This window comes from Polaromonas sp. P3_B1, assembly GCF_056402935.1.
Map to the genome: position 1 here is coordinate 1 of NZ_JBFUGK010000043.1, position 17,187 is coordinate 17,187.

Consider the following 17,187-nt stretch of genomic DNA (forward strand, 5'->3'; position numbering starts at 1 on the left):
CGTCTGGACCGAGCACCGCAGGCTGCCCGCAGCGAAGCGGAGGGACGCAGACACCAGGGTCGCCTTTTCTTTTGCTTACTTTTCTTTTGGCGAAGCAAAAGAAAAGTGAGTTGCCGCCGGGCAACCCCCGGCCAACAACCCTCAGCAGGGTAAACAGAAAGACGAAAACAGGAGAAGCGGAGAAGGAAGAGCGCGAAGACCGGCGCAAGACCCGGCCTGACGCAAGACCCGGCATCAAGAAGGAACATTCACAACCCGCTCATCATCCGGAATGAGCGGCGTCCCCTCATCCGGCTCCACCGGCAACTCCAGTGCATCGTCATCCTCCGGCGCCTCTTCAGGCGGGCCGTTGCGGGGTTGGCCGTTGTCGGGGTCGCCGATTCTGAGGGCGGGTCTGGGCGTGGCTGGCATGGTTTTCTCCTTGGGTTCTGTGCGAGTGAAGGCACTGGCGCTTTCGGGGTCTAGGCGCCGATGATGCGTGAGCGGGTGCTTCGGCCCGCCAAGCCAAGCGGCAGTTTCGCTGTCAGTGCAGGCCGACAATGCCGGACGTTTTGCCGACGCTCTCTTGTCCTACATCCGGCTTGTCCGGCAGCGCACAGGCTGTTGCTTTGCGGCTGCCTACAGTCAATGGGTACAGCGATGGCCCGGGCACCGGACACATTGGCCATCAAGCGCAACCCTCCACTCACGGCGCCTTGCCTGTTTTGTGGAACTTTTTTTGAAAGAAGCATCATGGACAAAACCACAGCATCGCCCGCCGGCGGCAATCCCATCCAGCGCGGCGTCGAATCCGCCGGCGCAGCGCTCCACAGCGGCATCGACAAGGTGGCCGATCCGGCGCGCAGCGCGGTGGACCGTGCTTCGTCAGCGGCGCACCAGGGCGTCGACAAACTGGCGGGCACCGCGGCCGATGTGGCCGACCGTTTTGCCGACCAGACGCGCCGCATCGGCGAAGCGCCGGCGCATGCGCTGGAAGTTTCGAAATCCTGGGTGCAGGAAAGGCCGCTGGAGGCCGTGGGCGCGGCCCTGGCCGTAGGCTTTATCCTTGGGCGGCTGACCGCGCGCTAAGCTGCGCCCCACCGGAAATCATTCGAAGAAAAGCCGCCCGCGGGCGGCTTTTCTTTTGTCGTTGTTTTGCCGTTGTTTTGCCCTTGTTTTTGCTGCCGTAAAACTTCGGTACAGTAAGCGCTCTTCCTGGTCGCGCCATCACTACAACACCATGCGCCGGATGCCTGTTCCACACCGCTGCGGCCTGACGCCACAGCCCTGACGAAAAAGAACACCTATGGCCAGCAGCCTGCTTGCATTGATTGACGACATCGCCACCGTACTGGACGACGTGGCGCTGCTTTCCAAAGCCGCCGCCAAGAAAACCGCCGGCGTGCTGGGCGACGACCTGGCCCTCAACGCCCAGCAGGTTGCCGGCGTCAAGGCCGATCGCGAACTGCCGGTGGTCTGGGCCGTGGCCAAGGGTTCTTTCATCAACAAGGCCATCCTGGTGCCGGCGGCGCTGGCCATCAGCGCTTTTGCGCCCTGGGCGGTGACGCCGCTGCTGATGGTGGGCGGCGCCTTCCTCTGCTATGAGGGTTTTGAAAAGCTCGCCCACAAATTCATGCACAGCGCACACGAGCAGGCGGCTGAGCATGAGGCGCTCGCCACGGCACTGGCCAACCCCGCGGTGGACCTGGTGGCGCTGGAAAAGGACAAGATCAAAGGCGCGGTGCGCACCGACTTCATCCTGTCGGCCGAGATCATTGCGATCACGCTGGGCACGGTGCAGGCCAGCCCGTTCATCACGCAGGTCGCGGTGCTCTGCGGTATCGCTGTGCTCATGACGGTAGGGGTGTACGGCCTGGTGGCGGGCATCGTCAAACTCGACGACGGTGGGCTGTACCTGAGCCGGCGTGCGGGGGAGGGGAGCTTGCCGAGCCTGCAGCGAAGCCTGGGGCGGGCCATCCTGTGGGCCGCACCCTGGTTGATGAAAGGGCTGTCGGTGGCGGGCACTGCGGCAATGTTCCTGGTGGGCGGCGGCATCCTCACGCATGGCTTTGCGCCTTTGCACCACTTCATCGACTCGTTTGCGCAGCGAGTGGCGGATGGCGCCGGCGCTTTTCCGGCCGCAATCACGCCGCTGCTCATGGATGCGCTGGTGGGCCTGGTGGCGGGCGCGCTGGTGCTGCTGCTCGTGAACATGGCCAGGCGGCTGAAGCCGCGCTGAGTCTCTCCTTAGTCGCCGGATTTGCGCGCGGGCTTTTCGTGCGGCGATTCGCGCGTGCTGTCGGCGGCTTCGCCTGCAGGCTGGTCGTCGGATACGGGAAAAGGCCAGCGGCCTTTTTGCTGGGGCGGCGCAGGGAGCACGGCCTCCCGCGCGCGTTGCTCCAGTGCCTTGCGGCTTTCTGCATCAGGCGCGGGTGCTTTCAATCTTGGCATGTCGGGTCTTTCGCAAGCAAGGTAAGGGACAAAGGAAGGACAGGCCTTCAGCGTAGCCCCCGCAGGCTGCACGCCCTGTAGGTTGGTGGTGACGCCGGCTGTAGGAAAGGCCGGCCCAGCGCGCCTACTCGATAAACGCTTCAGCGGCAGCCTCGGCGCGCGCGATGCGTCCCGGCAGGGTGCTCTTGCGCTGGATCAGGTCGTGCCTGGCGAAGAGGTCGGCGACCCAGTCGACAAACACGCGCACCTTGTTGCTCAGGTGGCGGTTGGGCGGATAGACCACATGAATGGGTTTGGCCGCAGTCCACCAGCCGTTGAACAGCGGCTCCAGCGCGCCGCTGCTGACATGGTGCTGGACCAGGAAGGTGAGCGTCTGCAGCACGCCCAGGCCGGCCAGTGCCGCCGCCACGCCGGCATTGGAGTCATTGACCGAAAGCTGGTGGTGGCCTGCGATCTCCACTTCCTGTCCATCCTTGTGCAGGGTGACGTTGTAGAGCTTGCCGTCGCGCGGCGAAAAATACCGGATCAACCGGTGGCCGTGCGCCAGTTCCTGCGGATGCTGCGGCACGCCGTGGCGTTTGAGGTAAGCCGGTGAAGCGCAGGACATCAGGTAGAACTCGCCGATGCGGCGCGCCACCAGCGACTGGTCGCTGATCTCGCCGCCGCGTATCACGCAGTCCACGTTCTCGGCCAGGATGTCAATGGGCCGGTCGCTTACGCCCAGTTCCAGCTGGATGTCGGGATAGCGCGCATAAAAATCCGGCAGGGCGGGGATGATCACCGCCAGGCCCAGGGAAGAAGGAATGTCCACCTTGAGGCGCCCGCGCGGGCTGGCTTTGGCGCGCGACATGCTCGACTCTAGTTCCTCCATTTCGCCGAGCAGGCGGCCGGCGCGCTCGTAATACGCCGCGCCGTCGGCCGTCACCGTGACCTTGCGCGTGGTGCGATTGAGCAGCTTGGTGTCCAGCGACTGCTCCAGCGTCTGGATCAGGCGCGTCACGGTCGGCTTGGGCATGCCCATGGAGTCGGCGGCCTTGGTGAAAGTGCCGGCTTCCACGACCCTCACAAAGGCCTGCATTGCGGAAAACTTGTCCATGAGAAGTCCTGTCCTGGTAAGAGGTCTGTCAATGCACATGAGGCATGGCGGGCGGGTCGGCCTGCTGCCTCGTCCCCCGCCGGCGGGTGGCCGCAGGGGTCTGGGGGAAAGTCGGGGAGATGCGTGAAGGGCGGTTCACAGGGGAGCTGCGAGGGGCGATTGTGACCATCCTGGCAACTTCCCGTGACAGCCGCCGAATAGCCCTTGGTTGCGTCCGGGTTTTCCCTGGGTTCGTTGACCCTGCCATGGTGGCAAGGCCAACACTTCGCGCCTGCATGCATCGCCGGGCGGCACGGTAGCAAAGCTTGTTGAGCTTACCCATCCCCTGATTGTTGCATTGGTGAAATAAAGAATAAACAGAACAGCTATTTATTAAGTGAGAGCCCGCGCGTATCTTCTGCTGCATTGCAACAAACCGGAGACCCTTTGCGGTCACGATGATGAAAAGCCACCAGCCCGCCATGAACGGCGCCGACAAAGCCGCCCCCCCGTGGGTCGAAAAACAGATCCAGCTTGCGCTGAAAAAGCCGCTGGATGTGCGTTTCTATGGCCGCAAGGGTACGGGCGTGGCGCCGCTGGTGGTGCATTTCCACGCCGGCGCCTTTGTGGGCGGCTCGCTCGAAGGCGGCTCCTGCGTGGCCGGCCTGTTGGCCGATGCGGGTGCCGTGGTGATGTCGCTGGACTATCCGCTGGCGCCCGAACACCCGTTTCCCAGTGCCGTGGAGATGGGCTATGCCGCGCTGGAGTGGGCCTTCAAGGCGCGCCACAAGCTGGCCGGCGTGGGTGCGCCCTTGTTTGTGGCCGGCGAAGAGGCCGGCGGCAACATTGCCGCCGCCGTGGCGCTGATGGCGCGCGACCTGCATGAGCCGGCGCTGGCCGGGCAAATTCTGCTGTCGCCCATGCTGGACCCTTGCCTGGCCACGGCTTCGCTGCGCGACGCTGAAGCCGGCCCGGTGGGCTGCACCTGGGCCGACGGCTGGCACAACTACCTGCCGCGCCTGGAAGACGCCAGCCACCCCTATGCCGCGCCGGGCTCGGCATTTCGCCTGGTCGGCCTGCCGCCCACGCTGCTGATCACGGCGCAGGACGACCCGCTGCGCGACGAGACGCTGGCCTATGCCGCGCGCCTGCGCGCCGCCGGCCTGGTCGCGCTGGACACGGTGCTGCCGGTGCCCACCGGCTGGCCCTGCAGTTACCAGGAACCGGCGGACCCCCAAAAAGCCTGGGCGCCGCTCATCCACGAGCGTTTCAGCCGATTTTTCGCCACCGCGCTCGATGCGCGGACGGCCGCGCACAGCGCCACCGCTTGAGTTTCATTGCATCCATTTTTCTTTGAGGGAGTTCACCATGACATTGCCATCGCCATTGATTCACCTGGATACCGAGCAGCGCCGCGCAGCCCAAGGCTCGCGGCAGCTTGATGTCCCTGCGCGGCCCCCGTGTTATGCGCTGCGCGCTTGACCTCAACATAAGTTGAGGTTTTAGAGTCGCCGCTTTTACCAAATCCGCTTGCCCCTCATTCGTTTTCAGTTTCATCCATTTCACCTTCGAGAGAATTGACATGCCAACCATCCCACTCCAAACCCCCAAACGCCGCCTGCTGGCCGTGGCCCTCGCCGTGCTGGCCGTGACCGGCATCTCCGCCGCAGTCTTCGGCGTCTCCGGCACCCGCGCCCAGTCCGGCCCTGCCGCGCCACAAGCCACCCCGGTCTCGGTCGCCGCCGTGGTGCAGAGCGACGTCTCCGCCTGGGACGAGTTCTCAGGCCGGCTGGAGGCGGTCGAGCGCGTGGACGTGCGCTCGCGCGTGGCCGGTACCATCCAGTCGGTGCACTTTCGCGAAGGCGCGCTCGTCAAGAAGGGCGACCTGCTGCTGACCATAGACCCGGCGCCCTATGCCGCCGACGTGGAACGCGCCGATGCGCAGGTTGCGGCGGCCCAGGCCCGGGTCACCCAGGCCAAGGGCGAGCAGGAGCGTTCGCAGCGCCTGTGGAGCGAGCAGGCCATCTCCAAGCGTGAATTCGACGAGCGCACCAACGGCAAGGGCGAAGCCGAAGCCAATCTGCGCGCCGCGCAGGCGGCCCTGCAATCGGCGCAGCTGAGCCTGGGCTACACCCAGGTGCGCGCGCCGGTGGCCGGCCGTGTCGGCAAGCTCGAAGTGACCGTGGGCAACCTGGTCGCCGCCGGCCCGGGCGCTCCCGTGCTGACCACGCTGGTGTCCGTGAGCCCGATCTACGCAAGCTTTGATGCCGACGAGCAGGTCGTCACCAAGGCCCTGAAAGACGTGGGCGGAAATGGCGGCAATGGCGGCCCGGCCAGCCGCAACCTGGAGCGCATCCCCGTGCAGATGGGCACCGCCGCCAGCACCGACACGCCGTTTGAAGGCAAGCTGCAACTCGTCGACAACCAGGTCGATGCCCGCAGCGGCACCGTGCGCGCCCGCGCCGTCTTTGACAACAAGGACGGCCAGCTGATGCCCGGCCAGTTCGCGCGCATCCGCATGGGCCAGGCCACCAAGGGCACGGCCTTGCTGATCAACGAACGCGCCGTCGGCACCGACCAGAACAAGAAATTCGTGCTGGTGGTGGGCGCCGACAACAAGGCGGTGTACCGCGAAGTCACGCTGGGCGCGGCCGTCAACGGCCTGCGCGTGGTGAAGGGCGGCCTGGCCGCCAACGAACGCATCGTCGTCAACGGCCTGCAGCGCATCCGTCCGGGCGCGCTGGTCGCGCCGCAAGTGGTGGAAATGTCCGCCAAGGCCGAGCTCACCGAGAAACCGGTCAAGGTCGCGGCGAAATCCTGAGCCTTGCTCGACACCTGAACAAGAAGAACTGCCATGAATTTATCCAAGTTTTTTATTGACCGGCCCATCTTTGCCGGCGTGCTGTCGCTGCTGATGTTCATCGCCGGACTGATCGCGCTGCGCTCGCTGCCGATCGCCGAATACCCGGACGTGGTGCCGCCCACCGTGGTGGTGCGCGCCAACTATCCGGGCGCCAACCCCAAGGTGATCGCCGAAACCGTGGCCACGCCGCTGGAGGAATCCATCAACGGCGTGGACGGCATGCTCTACATGAGCAGCCAGGCCACCACCGACGGCCTGATGACGCTCAACGTCACCTTCAAGCTGGGTACCGACCCGGACAAGGCGCAGCAACTGGTGCAAAACCGCGTCTCGCAAGCCGAGCCGCGCCTGCCCGAGGAAGTGCGCCGCCTGGGCATCACCACCATCAAGAGCTCACCCGACCTGACCATGGTGGTGCACTTGCTCTCGCCCAACGACCGCTACGACATGACCTACCTGCGCAACTACGCGGTGCTCAACGTCAAGGACCGCCTGGCGCGCATCAACGGCGTGGGCCAGGTGCAGCTCTTCGGTTCGGGCGACTATTCGATGCGCGTCTGGCTGGACCCGCAAAAGGTGGCTGAGCGCGGCTTGTCCGCCGGCGACGTGGTGCGCGCCATCCGCGAGCAGAACATCCAGGCCGCCGCCGGTGTGGTGGGCGCTTCGCCCGGCCTTCCCGGCGTGGACATGCAGCTGTCCATCAACGCACAGGGCCGCCTGCAAAGTGAAGAAGAGTTCGGCGACATCATCGTCAAGACCGACCGGAACGGCGCCGTGACGCGTCTGCGCGATATTTCCCGCCTGGAGCTGGGCGCTTCCGATTACGCGCTGCGCTCGCTGCTGGACAACAAGCAGGCCGTGGCCGTGCCGGTGTTCGCCGCGCCGGGCTCCAACGCCATCCAGATTTCGGATGACGTGCAGGCCGTGATGAAAGAGCTCAAGAAGAACATGCCCGAAGGCGTGGACTACGAGATCGTCTACGACACCACGCAGTTCGTGCGTTCCTCCATCGAAGCCGTGGTGCACACGCTGCTTGAGGCCGTGGCATTGGTGGTGCTGGTCGTGATCATCTTCCTGCAGACCTGGCGCGCTTCGGTCATTCCGCTGCTGGCCGTGCCTATTTCCGTCATCGGCACCTTCGCGGTGATGCACCTCTTCGGGTTTTCGATCAACGCGCTCAGCCTGTTCGGGCTGGTGCTGGCGATCGGTATCGTGGTGGACGACGCCATCGTGGTGGTGGAGAACGTGGAGCGCAACATCGAGGCGGGGCTGAGTCCGCGCGACGCCACCTACCGCGCCATGCGCGAGGTGTCCGGGCCCATCATCGCGATTGCCCTGGTGCTGATCGCCGTGTTCGTGCCGCTGGCTTTCATCACCGGCCTGTCGGGCCAGTTTTACAAGCAGTTCGCGCTCACCATCGCCATCTCGACCGTGATCTCCGCGATCAACTCGCTGACCTTGTCGCCTGCGCTGGCCTCCCTGTTGCTCAAGGGCCATGACGCGCCCAAGGACGCGCTGACCCGCGGTATGGACAAGGTCTTCGGCCGCTTCTTCGGCGCCTTCAACAAGGCCTTCAGCCGCGGTTCCGAGAACTACAGCCGCGGCGTCAAGGGCGCGATCTCGCGCAAGGCCATCATGCTGGGCGTCTACCTGGTGCTGGTGCTGGCGACCACGGGCCTGTTCAAGGCCGTGCCCAGCGGCTTTGTGCCCGGCCAGGACAAGCAGTACCTGATCGGTTTTGCGCAGTTGCCCGACGGCGCCACGCTGGACCGTACCGAAGACGTGATCCGCCGCATCAGCGACATCGCGATGAAGCAGCCCGGCGTGGAGCACGCGATTGCCTTCCCCGGCCTGTCGATCAACGGCTTTACCAACAGCTCCAACTCCGGCATCGTGTTTCTCTCGCTCAAGCCCTTTGACGAGCGCAAGAGCGCGGACCTGAGCGCGGGCGCCATCGCCGGCCAGCTCAACGGCAAGTTCAGCGGTATTCAGGAAGCGTTTATCGCGATGTTCCCGCCGCCGCCCGTGCAGGGCCTGGGCACCACCGGCGGCTTCAAGCTGCAGCTGGAAGACCGCGGCTCGCTCGGCTACGCCGCGCTGGACAAGGCCACCAAGGACTTCATGGCCAAGGCCTACCAGACGCCTGAACTGGCCGGCTTGTTCTCGAGCTTCCAGGTCAACGTGCCGCAGCTCTATGCCGACATCGACCGCACCAAGGCGCGCCAGCTCGGCGTGCCGGTGACCGACGTGTTCGACACCATGCAGATCTACCTGGGCAGCCTGTACGCCAACGACTTCAACAAGTTCGGCCGCACGTATTCCGTGCGGGTCCAGGCCGATGCGCCTTACCGCGCCCGCGCCGAAGACATCGGCCTGCTCAAGGTGCGCTCGGCCACCGGCGAGATGGTGCCGCTGTCGGCGCTGATGAAGGTCACGCCCAGCTTCGGCCCGGAACGCGCCATGCGCTACAACGGCTTCCTGTCGGCCGACATCAACGGCGGCGCCGCGCCCGGCTATTCGTCGGGCCAGGCGCAGGACGCGGTTGCCCGCATCGCGGCCGAGACCCTGCCGCCCGGCATCAGCTATGAGTGGACCGACCTGACCTACCAGGAAATCATCGCCGGCAACTCGGCCATGTGGGTGTTCCCGCTGGCGCTGCTGCTGGTTTTCCTGGTGCTGGCTGCGCAGTATGAAAGCCTGACCCTGCCGATCGCCATCGTGCTGATCGTGCCCATGGGCCTGCTGGCCGCCATGCTGGGCGTGAAGCTGACCGGCGGTGACAACAACATCTTCACGCAGATCGGCTTGATCGTACTGGTGGGGCTGTCGGCCAAGAACGCCATCCTGATTGTGGAGTTTGCGCGCGAGCTCGAGTTTGCCGGGCGCACGCCGCTGCAGGCCGCCATTGAAGCCAGCCGTCTGCGCCTGCGCCCCATCCTGATGACCTCGCTGGCCTTCATCATGGGCGTGCTGCCCCTGGTGCTGTCGACCGGCGCCGGCGCCGAAATGCGCCATGCCATGGGTGTGGCGGTGTTCTCGGGAATGATTGGCGTGACGGCCTTCGGCCTCTTCCTCACGCCGGTGTTCTACGTCACCTTGCGCCGCCTCACCGGCAACCGTCCGCTCAAGCTGCACGGCGAAGTGCCGCATCTCGAGGCCTTCGCGGGCGCAGGCGGTGCAGGCACGCAGGCACAACCCGCAGCGCCCCTCAAGTTGCACGAATAACAACAAGCATCAAGTACAGGAGTTCATCATGAACCGCACATCAACAAAATTGCGCAGCGCGCTGCTGCCCCTGCTGGCCGCCCTGGTGCTGGCAGGCTGCGCCACCAGCGCTTCGGTAGACCCAGCCAGCATTCCCGCCGCGCCGGCGGCCTACAAGGAAAACGCCGGCACGCCGACCGCCAATGCCGCGGCAACGGCCCCGCAATCGCAGGGTGCCTGGTGGAAGGTGTTTGCCGACCCCGTGCTCGACCAGTTGGTCGAGCAGGCGGCCGCTAACAACAACAGCGTCAAAGTGGCCGCGGGCCGCCTGGCCCAGGCGCGGGCGATCTTGCGCAACACCGACGCCGACCGCCTGCCGCAAGTGGGTTTGAGCGGCGGCGCGGTGCGCCAGAGCAACATCACCACGAATCGCGTGGCGCAAACCACGGTCACGGCCGCCGCCAATTTTTCGTATGAAGTCGACCTGATCGGCAAGTTGTCGCTCAACTCCGACGCCGCCTCGCTGGACGCAAAGTCGCGCGAAGCCCTGCTGCGCAGCACGCAACTGCTGGTGCAGGCCGATGTGGCGCAAACCTACCTCAACCTGCGTTCGCTCGATACCGAGCGCACCCTGGTGCGCGACACGCTGCAGGCCTACCGCAACACGCTGCGCCTGACGGAAGTGCGCTTCAAGGAAGGCGACGTGGCCGAGCTGGACGTGGCCCGTGTGCGCACCGAGGTGGCCGCCACCGAATCGGAAGCGCTGGCGCTGGACCGCCGCCGCGCCGAACTGGAGCATGCGCTGGCCGTGCTGGTCGGTGAGGTGGCTTCGAATTTTGCCGTCGCGCCCACGGAGTGGTCGACGGCGCTGCCGGTCATCCCGGCCGGCGTGCCCAGCACGGTGCTGGAGCGCCGCCCCGACGTTGCCGCCGCGCAAAGCAGCATGCAGGCCGCGCAGGCCCGCGTGGGCGTTGCCAAGGCCGCCTGGTTCCCGACCTTCTCGCTGACCGGCAACGCCGGTTATGCCGCGCCCGAGATCAAGGACCTGTTCAAGGTCTCAAGCCAGGCCTGGGGTGTGGGCGCTTTGCTGTCGCTGCCGATCTTTGACGGCGGCCGCCGCCAGGCGGGCGTGCAGAACGCGAATGCCGAACTCGACATCGCCCTGGCCAACTACCGCGAGCAGATCCTCGTCGCCTTCAAGGACGTGGAAGACCAGCTCGTGGCCATACGCCTGCTGGCCGAGCAATCCGAAGCGCAGTCGCGCTCCGTGGCCTCGGCCACGCGCGCCACGGTGCTGTCGGATTCACGCTACCGCAACGGCTTTGTCAGCCAGCTCGAATTGCTGGACGCCCAGCGCAGCGAGCTGCGCAACCGGCGCCAGGCGCTGCAGGTGAAAACCTCGCAGTACCTGGCGACGGTGGGGCTGATCCGGGCCTTGGGCGGCGGCTGGACAGTCTGAACACCCCTATTGGCGCTCACTGCGTGTAGCGCCCTTTCCCCTTGCAGGGGACGGGAGATAGGTACACCCCTGTTGAAGCTCACTGCGTGTAGCTTCCTCTCCCCTTGCAGGGAACGGGCGCCTTTGGGCCGGCAAAGCCGGACCCTGGCCCCGCTTGAGAAGGGACGGCATGCGCTGCCTCAGTGGCAACTTCGATACGATGCATGCTTTCCCTCCAATGCCGGACGCGTATGAACAAACCAAATCATGGGGTACCTAACCTGAACATGCAAGGACCGGGGGTTGCTTTGCGGTTCGGCCGCGGGCGCTCCCGCGAAAAGAACGGAATTCCCATGTCTCTGCGTTGGGCAGCAAGTGCCGCGCTGGCGATTTCCCTTTGCGCTTGTGGGCCGTTTGACACTTTGCGAGAAGGTTTTGCGCACTCGGAGGCGGTCTCCAAGGAGCTGGAAAAATCATTGGGGCTGAAATCGTTCGTCGGTTTCAACTGGAACAACGGCTCGCTGAGGTCGGTGAACGTGACGTTTGAGGGGCTTCCAGTCAATGGGACACTTGCCGAGATTTCGGAGAAGTCAAAGCAGGCGGTCATTGCGGAGTTCAAGCAAACCCCCGAACAAATCGTGATTGCCTTCACGCTCAAGCCTTGAGCTGCTACCGAGGTGTCACCCGAAAAGCGGCCATATTCTGCTTTGGCAGGCCGTTTTAGGGCCATTCCGCCCAAACGGGTTGCCGCATCTGTTAAAACACTCGGCTCCCTTTGCTGTGTTTGCTCCTGATGCCTGTTTCAACTACCGTTTCTGTCCCATCGTCTGAACCCGTCCTGATCCACTGGACGGAAGGCGGCCAGGCGCGTTCCGCGCGCTGGCGTTCCGAGCGCGGCGCGGCGCCGCCCAAGCGTGTGGTGCTGGCCGACGACAGCATGAGCGCGGATACCGCCTATCGCTTGGCTTGCGAGGGCACGGGGCTGCTGTGGCGCGGGGACTTCCAGAATGCCCGCATGCTGGTGCAGGCGCTCGCGCGCCGGGTCGACAAACCGGCCAAACCCAAACGCGAGAAGCGCGTCAAGGCCGAAAAGGCGGAAGGAACTGCAAATGTGGCAAAGGCCGGCACCCCGGTTGAAACGCCGGCGCCGGTGTTCCCTCAGGCCTTCCATCTGCACCGCCAGGCCCAGGCGCAGCGCGCGCGCGTGCTGAGCATGGTGCTGGTTCCCTTTGATGCGGACTACAGCATCCCTTTGCGCCGCGCGCCGGATGCGAAAAAAGCTTGCGCTGAAGCCTGGGGCCCTGCTCAGGCAGAGGGCGGCGCGTCAGTCGCCTCCTTGCGCGAGCTGATGGGCTTTATCAGCGCGCATGAATGGCGCCGCAAGGGCGTGCCGATTCCCGCGCTGGGCGAGGACGGCCCGCACAACCGCATCCATCCGCATTACGGTGTGTTCTCGCCGGTGCGCGGTGAATACATAGACCTGGTGGCCCAGGCGCCCGTGCCCGAAGGTACGGCCGACCTGCTGGGCTTTGACATCGGCACGGGCACGGGCGTGCTGGCCGCCGTGCTGGCCCTGCGCAGCGGCGTGCAGCGTGTCATCGCGACCGACCAGGACCCGCGTGCGCTGGCCTGTGCGCGCGAGAACCTCAAGCGCCTGGGCTTTCCGCAGGTCGAGGTGCGCAAGGCCGACTTGTTTCCCGAAGGCCGCGCCCACATCATTGTGTGCAACCCGCCCTGGCTGCCCGCGCGCCCCGGCTCGCCGGTCGAGCATGCCGTGTATGACGAAGACAGCCGCATGCTGCTGGGCTTCCTCAAGGGCTTGGCCGCACACCTGGAGCCCAAGGGCGAGGGCTGGCTGATCCTGTCGGACCTGGCCGAGCACCTGGGCCTGCGCACGCGCGAGTGGTTGCTGGACGCCATTGATGCCGCAGGCCTCAAGGTGGTGGATCGCCTTGACGCGCAGCCGCAGCACCCCAAGGCTTCGGACGCAAGCGACGCGCTGCACGCGGCGCGCGCGGCTGAAGTCACGTCTTTGTGGCGCCTGGCCGCCAAATAGCCATTGAATGCGATGAAGGTCGCGATGAAGGCTGATGCCCACGCCACCGTTCTGCTGGCCCCCATGGAGGGCCTGCTGGACTTTGTGCTGCGCGATATCCTCACGCGGGTCGGCGGCATAGACCGCTGCGTTTCTGAATTCATCCGCATCACCGACCAGCTGCTGCCCGAGCGCGTGTTCTACCGCATCGTGCCCGAGCTGCACAACGGAGGACGCACGCTGGCCGGCGTGCCGGTGCGCGCGCAGCTGCTGGGCTCGGACCCGGGTTGCATGGCCGAGAATGCCGCGCGGCTTGCAAGCCTGGGGCCGGATGGAATAGACCTGAATTTCGGTTGCCCGGCGGCCGTTGTCAATCGTCACGGTGGCGGCGCTTCGCTGCTCAGGGAGCCCGAGACGCTGACGGCCGTCGTGGGTGCGGTGCGCCGTGCGGTTCCGGCACCGATGCCCGTGTCGGCCAAGATGCGCCTGGGTTATGAGGACGACACGCGTGCCGTTGAATGCGCGCTCGCCATCGAAGCAGGCGGTGCGGGCGAGCTGGTCGTGCATGGCCGCACCAAAGCCCAGGCCTACCGGCCGCCGGCCTACTGGGAGCGCATTGCCGACATACGCGCGGCGGTGAAGATCCCGGTGGTGGCCAACGGTGAAATCTGGACGGTGGAGGACGCGCGGCGCTGCCGCGAGCTTTCAGGTTGCGACACGCTGATGATTGGCCGCGGTGCGGTGCGCGACCCGGGCCTCGGCCTGGCGATCAAGGCGGACAGGCAGGGCATGCAGGCCGCCGTGGACTGGCCGAATTTGCTGCCGCTGGTTGCTGACTTCTGGCGCATCGTCTGCTCAAGGATTGAACCGCGCGCCAGGGCGGGGCGGCTCAAACAGTGGCTGAATTTTTTGCGGCGGCGCTTCCCCGAAGCGGAGGCGGCTTACCAGGCGATCAAGACGGTGAACGACCCGGTATTGGTGGAGGCTTGGCTGGCCCAGTCGTTGCGCAGCGAAAAACTTGAATACGCTGCCGCGCATCAGCATTTGCTTGAAGCGGCCTGAGCTGCAAGCCTTGCACATTGCAACAGGTTCTTTACACAAACATCCCCGCGGCTTTGCGACCCCGACACGGCAGGGGAACACCATGAAGACTCACCAACCCCAAGGAGTCGACATGAAATCAACAGCCATTGTGTGTGCCATTGCCGCAGCGTCGCTGGGCTTTGCCTCGCTGTCATTTGCGCAAGGCTATGACGGACGCGGCCCGCGGGGCGAGCCGCCGCGTGTCGAGCAGCGTGGACCCGGCGCTCCCGGCTACGGCCCCGGTTATCGGCCCGTGGACCGCCGCGGCATCGAGCATCGTGATGCCCGCAACGACCACCACTTCAACGGGCATGGCCGGCAGTTTTACCGCGGCGGCCATATCCCGAACCAGTATCGCAGCCGGCAGTATGTGGTGAACGACTGGCGCGGCCATCACCTGCATGCGCCGCCGCGCGGCCAGCAGTGGGTGCAGGTCGGTGCCGATTACGCCCTGGTCGCCATCGCCACCGGCGTGATCGCGCAGCTGGTGCTGAGCAACTGACCACGCCTGTCATCAACACGAACCTGCCCGCTCAAACGGGCAGGCTTTTTTTCGGCATATCGCGCGCTGAAAAGGCCGTGCGGCCCGCAAGCGCAAAATGGCTTCCATGAAAACACCCCAAAGATTGCAGTCCCTGCTCGAAGAAGGCCTGATCGACAGCGTCGTGCGCCAGCTCATGAGCGGCAAGGAGGCCATGGTCTATGTGGTGCGTTGCGGCGACGACACGCGCTGCGCTAAAGTTTATAAAGATGCCACCGAGCGCAGCTTTCGCCAGGCGGTGGACTACACCGAAAACCGCAAGGTCAAGAACACGCGCCAGGCGCGCGCCATGGCCAAGGGCACGCGTTTCGGCCGGCAGGCGACCGAAGCGGCCTGGCAAAGCGCCGAGGTCGACGCGCTTTACCGGCTGGCCGCGGCCGGCGTGCGCGTGCCTAAACCGCATAATTTTTGCGACGGCGTGCTGCTGATGGAACTGGTGACCGACGAGCACGGCGACGCCGCGCCGCGTTTGAACGACGTGGAGTTCACGCCCGAAGACGCGCGCCTGCACCATGCCACCCTGCTCACGGAAGTGGTGCGCATGCTGTGCGCCGGTGTCGTGCACGGCGATTTGTCGGAGTTCAACATCTTGCTGGGCGTGACGGAGGGCCGACCCGGCCCGGTCATCATCGATTTGCCGCAGGCGGTGGACGCCGCCGGCAACAACCATGCGGGCCGCATGCTGCTGCGCGACGTGGCCAACCTGCGCGGCTTTTTCGGCCGTTTCGCGCCCGAGCTGCTGCAGACTGACTACGGCAGCGAAATCTGGGACCTGTACCAGCGCGGCGTGCTGCAGCCCGAAACGGTGCTGACAGGCCGCTTTGCGCACAAGACCGGCCCGGTCAACCTGGGTGCGGTGATGGGTGAGATTGACGATGCGCGCGCCGAAGAGATGGCCCGCCGCCTGCGCATGCAGGCTTAGAGCCGCTCAAAAACCCTCCTGGCGTTGTTGCGTCGCCTTGCCGTGCTGGTGCGCTGTCTGCGGCGACGCGCCTAGCCAGGATCGCTTCGCTGGGTTTTGTGAGCAGCTCTTAACGGACTGGGGCGGGTGCGCTGCGCGCACCACCGAGCGTTCCGCGCGCCATGGCATACGCCAGCAGCGCGCAGCCCGCAATGCCGGCCACCATGGGCAAGGCCGTGCCGTCGGCAAACACGCCGACCGTCGCCATCACCACAGCGCCGGTCACGAACTGCAGGGTGCCCATCAGGGCAGAAGCGGTGCCGGCAATCGCACCGTGCTCTTCAAGCGCGAGCACGGCGGTGGTCGGCACCACCAGGCCCAGGAAGCCGTAACCCACCAGCAGCAGCGCGATCATGACGTCCAGCCGCTCGATGCCGGCCAGGTTGACGACCAGCAGCAGCGCCATCACGGCCGCGTAGCCGGTGACCGCCACCTTCACGATGGGCACCAGGCCGAAGCGCGCGGCCAGCTTGCCGGTGAACTGCGACACGCCGATGAAGGAGGCCGCATTGACCGCGAAGGCGATGCTGTACTGGCGCGGCGTGAGACCGTAGTGGTCTATCAGCACAAAGGACGAATTGGCCAGGTAGGCGAAGAAACTCGAGATGCCGAAAGCGCCGATAAACACCAGGCCCATGAAATGGCGGTCGCGCAGCAGCACGCCGTAGGCCTTGATGGCGCTGCCGAAGCTGCTGTCCACGCGCTGCTCGGGCGGCCGTGTCTCGGGCAGGGTGAAGCCCACCAGCAGCAAGCCGGCGCCGGCCGCTACCGTGACGGCCCAGAACACGCTGCGCCAGCCGAAAGACTCGATCAGCAGGCTGCCGGCCAGCGGCGCCAGGATAGGTGAGACGCTGAAGACCAGCATCAGCAGCGACATCAGCCGCGCCGCGTCATGGCCGGTGTGCAGGTCGCGCACGACGGCGCGCGGCACCACCATGCCGGCGCAGGCGCCCAGGCCCTGGATGAAGCGCAGCACCACCAGCGTGTGGATGTCGGGCGCCAGCGCGCAGCCTATGCTGCCCGCGGCAAACAGCAGCAGGCCGAAATACAGCGGCGCCTTGCGGCCCACCATGTCGGACACCGGGCCGTAAATGATCTGGCCAATGCCCAGCGAGATGAAGAAGGCCATCAGGCTGGCCTGCACCGCACCCATGGAAGCGCCCAGGGTCTGCCCGATGGAGGGCAGGGCGGGCAAGTACATGTCGATGGCGAAGGGACCGATGGCGGACAGCAAGCCCAGCACCAAGGCGGCCCGGAAGAAATTTTTGGTCATGAAAAGATGTTTCGCAAAGCCGGGGTGCGGCGCAGCAGGAGCTTGGCACGCGGCGGCAGAAGAACCATCGCCGCGCGCGCGATGACGGTCAAAAAGAGAGGCGCCATTGTCGCCGACCTCGGGGTATCGCGCTCGGCGTCAATGCCGGGGCGGTTTGCCAGGGTATGGCGTGCGCAAATCCTTCACCGCTGTCAGATCTGACAGGGCCGAATGGACCTGAAATGTAAGCAGCGCTCAGTGCTGCGTCAAACTGTAATGAAGTTGCCGGATTGGGGCTTAACCTG

The 17,187-nt window shown here is 65.5% G+C and carries 15 protein-coding genes; 11 read left to right on the plus strand and 4 right to left on the minus strand.

Annotated features, from left to right (window positions below):
* Positions 1-234 precede the first annotated feature (234 nt).
* Positions 235-411 carry a hypothetical protein gene (locus AC1DXS_RS20870; protein ID WP_477739374.1) on the minus strand — a complete coding sequence of 59 codons (177 nt, stop codon included), beginning with the start codon at positions 409-411 and terminating at the stop codon, positions 235-237.
* Positions 412-732: 321 nt separating this feature from the next.
* Here AC1DXS_RS20870 and AC1DXS_RS20875 point away from each other — a divergent pair, with 321 nt between their 5' ends.
* Positions 733-1,068 (plus strand): ElaB/YgaM/YqjD family protein, encoded by a 336-nt coding sequence (locus tag AC1DXS_RS20875; RefSeq protein ID WP_477739375.1) that lies wholly within the window; start codon positions 733-735, stop codon positions 1,066-1,068.
* Positions 1,069-1,285: 217 nt separating this feature from the next.
* Entirely contained in the window at positions 1,286-2,218 is a 933-nt protein-coding gene (locus AC1DXS_RS20880; protein ID WP_477739376.1) for a DUF808 domain-containing protein, read from the plus strand.
* Positions 2,219-2,226: 8 nt separating this feature from the next.
* Here the strand turns inward: AC1DXS_RS20880 and AC1DXS_RS20885 are convergent, their stop codons facing one another.
* Positions 2,227-2,430, minus strand: a complete 204-nt coding sequence (locus AC1DXS_RS20885) for a hypothetical protein (RefSeq protein WP_477739377.1) — start codon at positions 2,428-2,430, stop codon at positions 2,227-2,229.
* 124 nt (positions 2,431-2,554) lie between these two features.
* Positions 2,555-3,526 (minus strand): LysR family transcriptional regulator, encoded by a 972-nt coding sequence (locus AC1DXS_RS20890; RefSeq protein ID WP_477739378.1) that lies wholly within the window; start codon positions 3,524-3,526, stop codon positions 2,555-2,557.
* 461 nt (positions 3,527-3,987) lie between these two features.
* On the opposite strand from AC1DXS_RS20890, the gene AC1DXS_RS20895 reads away from it, so the two are divergent.
* The 9 genes from AC1DXS_RS20895 to AC1DXS_RS20935 all read left to right on the plus strand — a co-directional run bounded on the left by AC1DXS_RS20895 (position 3,988) and on the right by AC1DXS_RS20935 (position 15,591).
* Positions 3,988-4,836: an alpha/beta hydrolase gene (locus AC1DXS_RS20895; RefSeq protein ID WP_477739379.1), complete on the plus strand. Its 849-nt coding sequence runs from the start codon at positions 3,988-3,990 to the stop codon at positions 4,834-4,836.
* A gap of 251 nt (positions 4,837-5,087) precedes the next feature.
* Positions 5,088-6,326: an efflux RND transporter periplasmic adaptor subunit gene (locus AC1DXS_RS20900; protein WP_477739380.1), complete on the plus strand. Its 1,239-nt coding sequence runs from the start codon at positions 5,088-5,090 to the stop codon at positions 6,324-6,326.
* 33 nt (positions 6,327-6,359) lie between these two features.
* Positions 6,360-9,593, plus strand: a complete 3,234-nt coding sequence (locus tag AC1DXS_RS20905) for an efflux RND transporter permease subunit (protein ID WP_477739381.1) — start codon at positions 6,360-6,362, stop codon at positions 9,591-9,593.
* 28 nt (positions 9,594-9,621) lie between these two features.
* Entirely contained in the window at positions 9,622-11,031 is a 1,410-nt protein-coding gene (locus AC1DXS_RS20910; RefSeq protein WP_477739382.1) for an efflux transporter outer membrane subunit, read from the plus strand.
* A gap of 230 nt (positions 11,032-11,261) precedes the next feature.
* Positions 11,262-11,675 carry a hypothetical protein gene (locus AC1DXS_RS20915; RefSeq protein ID WP_477739383.1) on the plus strand — a complete coding sequence of 138 codons (414 nt, stop codon included), beginning with the start codon at positions 11,262-11,264 and terminating at the stop codon, positions 11,673-11,675.
* A gap of 128 nt (positions 11,676-11,803) precedes the next feature.
* The gene (locus tag AC1DXS_RS20920) at positions 11,804-13,066 is read left to right on the plus strand and encodes a methyltransferase (RefSeq protein WP_477739384.1); all 1,263 of its coding nucleotides are present in this window, start codon (positions 11,804-11,806) and stop codon (positions 13,064-13,066) included.
* A gap of 24 nt (positions 13,067-13,090) precedes the next feature.
* Positions 13,091-14,107, plus strand: coding sequence for a tRNA dihydrouridine synthase (locus tag AC1DXS_RS20925; RefSeq protein WP_477739385.1), 1,017 nt, complete (start codon positions 13,091-13,093; stop codon positions 14,105-14,107).
* A gap of 112 nt (positions 14,108-14,219) precedes the next feature.
* Positions 14,220-14,630, plus strand: coding sequence for an RcnB family protein (locus AC1DXS_RS20930; RefSeq protein ID WP_477739386.1), 411 nt, complete (start codon positions 14,220-14,222; stop codon positions 14,628-14,630).
* A gap of 106 nt (positions 14,631-14,736) precedes the next feature.
* On the plus strand, positions 14,737-15,591 hold the full coding sequence (locus AC1DXS_RS20935; protein WP_477739387.1) for a PA4780 family RIO1-like protein kinase: 855 nt from the start codon (positions 14,737-14,739) through the stop codon (positions 15,589-15,591).
* A gap of 109 nt (positions 15,592-15,700) precedes the next feature.
* On the opposite strand, the gene AC1DXS_RS20940 is transcribed toward AC1DXS_RS20935, so the two are convergent.
* Positions 15,701-16,903 carry a multidrug effflux MFS transporter gene (locus AC1DXS_RS20940; RefSeq protein WP_477739388.1) on the minus strand — a complete coding sequence of 401 codons (1,203 nt, stop codon included), beginning with the start codon at positions 16,901-16,903 and terminating at the stop codon, positions 15,701-15,703.
* Between the last annotated feature and the right edge of the window lie 284 nt (positions 16,904-17,187).

Excerpts from the sequence above, each read along its gene's own strand:
- AC1DXS_RS20885 (WP_477739377.1), bottom strand. The coding sequence starts at position 2,430 with ATGCCAAGATTGAAAGCACCCGCGCCTGATGCAGAAAGCCGCAAGGCA.
- AC1DXS_RS20920 (WP_477739384.1), top strand. The coding sequence starts at position 11,804 with ATGCCTGTTTCAACTACCGTTTCTGTCCCATCGTCTGAACCCGTCCTG.
- AC1DXS_RS20880 (WP_477739376.1), top strand. The coding sequence starts at position 1,286 with ATGGCCAGCAGCCTGCTTGCATTGATTGACGACATCGCCACCGTACTG.
- AC1DXS_RS20875 (WP_477739375.1), top strand. The coding sequence starts at position 733 with ATGGACAAAACCACAGCATCGCCCGCCGGCGGCAATCCCATCCAGCGC.
- AC1DXS_RS20890 (WP_477739378.1), bottom strand. The coding sequence starts at position 3,526 with ATGGACAAGTTTTCCGCAATGCAGGCCTTTGTGAGGGTCGTGGAAGCC.
- AC1DXS_RS20915 (WP_477739383.1), top strand. The coding sequence starts at position 11,262 with ATGAACAAACCAAATCATGGGGTACCTAACCTGAACATGCAAGGACCG.
- AC1DXS_RS20910 (WP_477739382.1), top strand. The coding sequence starts at position 9,622 with ATGAACCGCACATCAACAAAATTGCGCAGCGCGCTGCTGCCCCTGCTG.
- AC1DXS_RS20935 (WP_477739387.1), top strand. The coding sequence starts at position 14,737 with ATGAAAACACCCCAAAGATTGCAGTCCCTGCTCGAAGAAGGCCTGATC.
- AC1DXS_RS20905 (WP_477739381.1), top strand. The coding sequence starts at position 6,360 with ATGAATTTATCCAAGTTTTTTATTGACCGGCCCATCTTTGCCGGCGTG.
- AC1DXS_RS20900 (WP_477739380.1), top strand. The coding sequence starts at position 5,088 with ATGCCAACCATCCCACTCCAAACCCCCAAACGCCGCCTGCTGGCCGTG.
- AC1DXS_RS20895 (WP_477739379.1), top strand. The coding sequence starts at position 3,988 with ATGAACGGCGCCGACAAAGCCGCCCCCCCGTGGGTCGAAAAACAGATC.
- AC1DXS_RS20930 (WP_477739386.1), top strand. The coding sequence starts at position 14,220 with ATGAAATCAACAGCCATTGTGTGTGCCATTGCCGCAGCGTCGCTGGGC.
- AC1DXS_RS20940 (WP_477739388.1), bottom strand. The coding sequence starts at position 16,903 with ATGACCAAAAATTTCTTCCGGGCCGCCTTGGTGCTGGGCTTGCTGTCC.
- AC1DXS_RS20870 (WP_477739374.1), bottom strand. The coding sequence starts at position 411 with ATGCCAGCCACGCCCAGACCCGCCCTCAGAATCGGCGACCCCGACAAC.
- AC1DXS_RS20925 (WP_477739385.1), top strand. The coding sequence starts at position 13,091 with ATGAAGGCTGATGCCCACGCCACCGTTCTGCTGGCCCCCATGGAGGGC.